The organism is Prevotella sp. MGM1, from assembly GCF_002933775.1.
In the GTDB taxonomy this organism is placed as follows: Bacteria; Bacteroidota; Bacteroidia; order Bacteroidales; family Bacteroidaceae; genus Prevotella.
Genome location: NZ_BEWV01000057.1, coordinates 1 through 1,128 on the forward strand (window position 1 = coordinate 1; position 1,128 = coordinate 1,128).

Here is a 1,128-nt window from a genome sequence, read left to right on the forward strand (position 1 = left end):
GTATATGGCGCAGGCTGCGCTCCGCATGGCGGGTGCTGGGCGTGACAAAGGATGTTCGTCGCCACGGCATCGACATTTTCCACGGGCTGAGCAACGAGTTGCCGCTGAACATCAGACGTGCCGGTTGTAAGAGCATAGTGACTATCCACGACCTGATTTTCATCAGTCACCCGCAGTATTACCACCCCATCGACCGATGGATATACGGCTATAAGTTCAAGAGGGCGTGCCGGATGGCGGACAGGATCATAGCCGTCAGCGAATACACGAAAAGGGAAATCATCCGTAACTACGGCACACCGGCCGAGAAGATAGACGTGGTATATCAGGGTTGCGACCCCGTTTTCTCGAAAGAGATAGCCCGTGAGACCCTGTCGGAAGTGAAAGAGCGATACCGGCTGCCCGACAGATTTATCCTTTACGTAGGCAGCATAGAGGAACGCAAGAACCTGATGGTCGTGGCACGGGCGCTCGCCGCGATGAGAAACGACGGCAACCGGGACGCTGAGAGCATCAGGATGGTTGCCGTCGGACGTCACACGCCATACGAGGACAAGATCAAGGAGTTTCTCGCCGGCAACGGACTGGCTGACTCTTTCACGTTCCACAACAACGTGCCGTATGCCGACCTGCCCGCATTCTACAGGCTGTCGGACGCGTTCGTCTACCCGTCGCGCATCGAGGGTTTCGGAATACCGCTGCTCGAAGCCGCAAGCGCAGGCATTCCGGCAATCGGTTGCACCGGCTCATGCCTCGAAGAGGCCGGCGGCAAAGGCGCCATATACACCGACCCTGACGACGAGAGGCAAATGGCCGATGCCCTGTCACTCCTGTGGAACGACGCCGGCCTGCGCCGTCGAATGGCCGACGAGGGCAGAATACACGCCGAACGGTTCACCGACGACAGGCTGCTTGCCGACCTTATGAAGGCATACGGCAAGCTATCGGCCGGCTGTTGAAAACATACACGGCCGGTCCGTTATCTGCCGGAAAGATAAATCAAGCTACATATCACCATGAAAATAACAGCGGCACACAAGGAATATCCCCGGTGTGCCGCTGTCTGCATATATAGGTAGTTCAGTAGTTTATCTATTACCAATCAGTTAAAGCCCGGCAGTACAATGG

The 1,128-nt window shown here is 56.4% G+C and carries 1 protein-coding gene; it reads left to right on the plus strand.

Annotation, left to right across the window (positions count from 1 at the left end):
* Positions 1–959: glycosyltransferase family 1 protein (locus tag MoGM_RS01360; RefSeq protein ID WP_104368431.1), on the plus strand; the 959-nt coding region annotated here is incomplete at its 5' end.
* Positions 960–1,128: the final 169 nt, after the last annotated feature.